Below are 1,209 nucleotides of genomic sequence, written 5' to 3'. Positions count from 1 at the left end.
CGTAATCGCGAGGACGCGATAATGCGAAGGAATGCGGCACCATCGCTATCATTCAGGGAGTTCAGGGCTACGTCCTTCACATTATTTCTCCGTGGTTCGGGGTCAGAGGGTGTCGAGCCAGTCGAGCAGGTCCGCGTCACGTTTCCATCGCGCGGGTCGATTTCCTGCTGCTGGAACGCCAACCTGTTCGAGCGCCTTTCGCTTGGTTTCGAGGTTGGCCTGGGCATAGTGGTTGGTGGTGTCCAAGCTGACATGCCCCAGCCAGCTTCGGATGACGGTGATGTCGACGCCCGCCGCGACGAGGTGGACGGCCGTCGCGTGCCGGAAACTGTGCGGCGTCACATGCTTCGAGCGAAGCGTGGGTGTCGCATTCGCCGCCGCTGCGACGTAACTCGCCAGCTTGTACCGCACGCCCGATGCCCCCAGGGGTTCGCCGTAACGATTGACGAAGATGCGCTCATCCGGTGCGCGCGGCTGCCGCTCCAGCAGCTTTTTCAGCAACGCCACCGTTTCCGGCCAAAGCGGGCAGATGCGTTCTTTTCGACCTTTTCCGTAAAGACGCACGCAATACGGTGCTTCGAACCGGATCGCCTTGGGACAGAGATCGAGCGCCTCCTGGATACGCGCACCGCTATTATAGAGCAGTGACAGCAGCACATGGTCTCGCATCCCTTCGATGGTCGACCGGTCGGGTTGCGCGAGAATGGCCTCGACCTCCGCTGGCTCAAGATAGCAGGGTGCGGCGGTGGGTTTGCGCTTGAGCGGGATCGCGAGGACCTCTGCACATTGGGCGACATATTCGGGATCCTTGTCCGCCACGAAGCTGAAGAAGCTGCGGATGGCGGCAAGCCGGCAGTTGCGCGTGCCGATCGTGCCCTTGCGACCATGTTCAGCATGATTGAGGAACGCGCGGACCTCGCCGGCGGAGACGTCGGCCAGGGTGATCCTTGCGACACCACGGTCGTTTCGCTCCGCGACGAACCGAAGCAACAGCCGCCAGGTGTCCCGATAGGACTTGATGGTGTGGATCGAGGCGCTGCGCTGTTCCGCCAGCCATTCCTGGAAGAAGGCCCGCAATAGTTCGGGGAAGGGATTTGCGGCTTTCATCACAGCGCCTCCCCGTTGAGGCAGGGGGCACCGACGACGCGGAACCGCTCGCTGGCTTCCTGCAGCAGATCCTGCGTGACGGTGATGTAGACCAGCGTCGAG

The 1,209-nt window shown here is 62.2% G+C and carries 1 protein-coding gene; it reads right to left on the bottom strand.

Features of this window, described 5'->3' with window-relative positions; all coding sequences use genetic code 11:
• Positions 1-102 precede the first annotated feature (102 nt).
• Complete coding sequence (locus tag ATO3_RS28340; RefSeq protein WP_088626524.1) at positions 103-1,107, bottom strand: tyrosine-type recombinase/integrase; 1,005 nt, start codon at positions 1,105-1,107, stop codon at positions 103-105.
• Between the last annotated feature and the right edge of the window lie 102 nt (positions 1,108-1,209).

It is taken from the genome of Marinibacterium profundimaris, assembly GCF_002210095.1.
GTDB classification, from domain to species: Bacteria; Pseudomonadota; Alphaproteobacteria; order Rhodobacterales; family Rhodobacteraceae; genus Marinibacterium; species Marinibacterium profundimaris.
The sequence above is the reverse complement of the archived record's forward strand: the minus strand, read 5'-3'. Positions and strand labels throughout refer to the sequence as shown.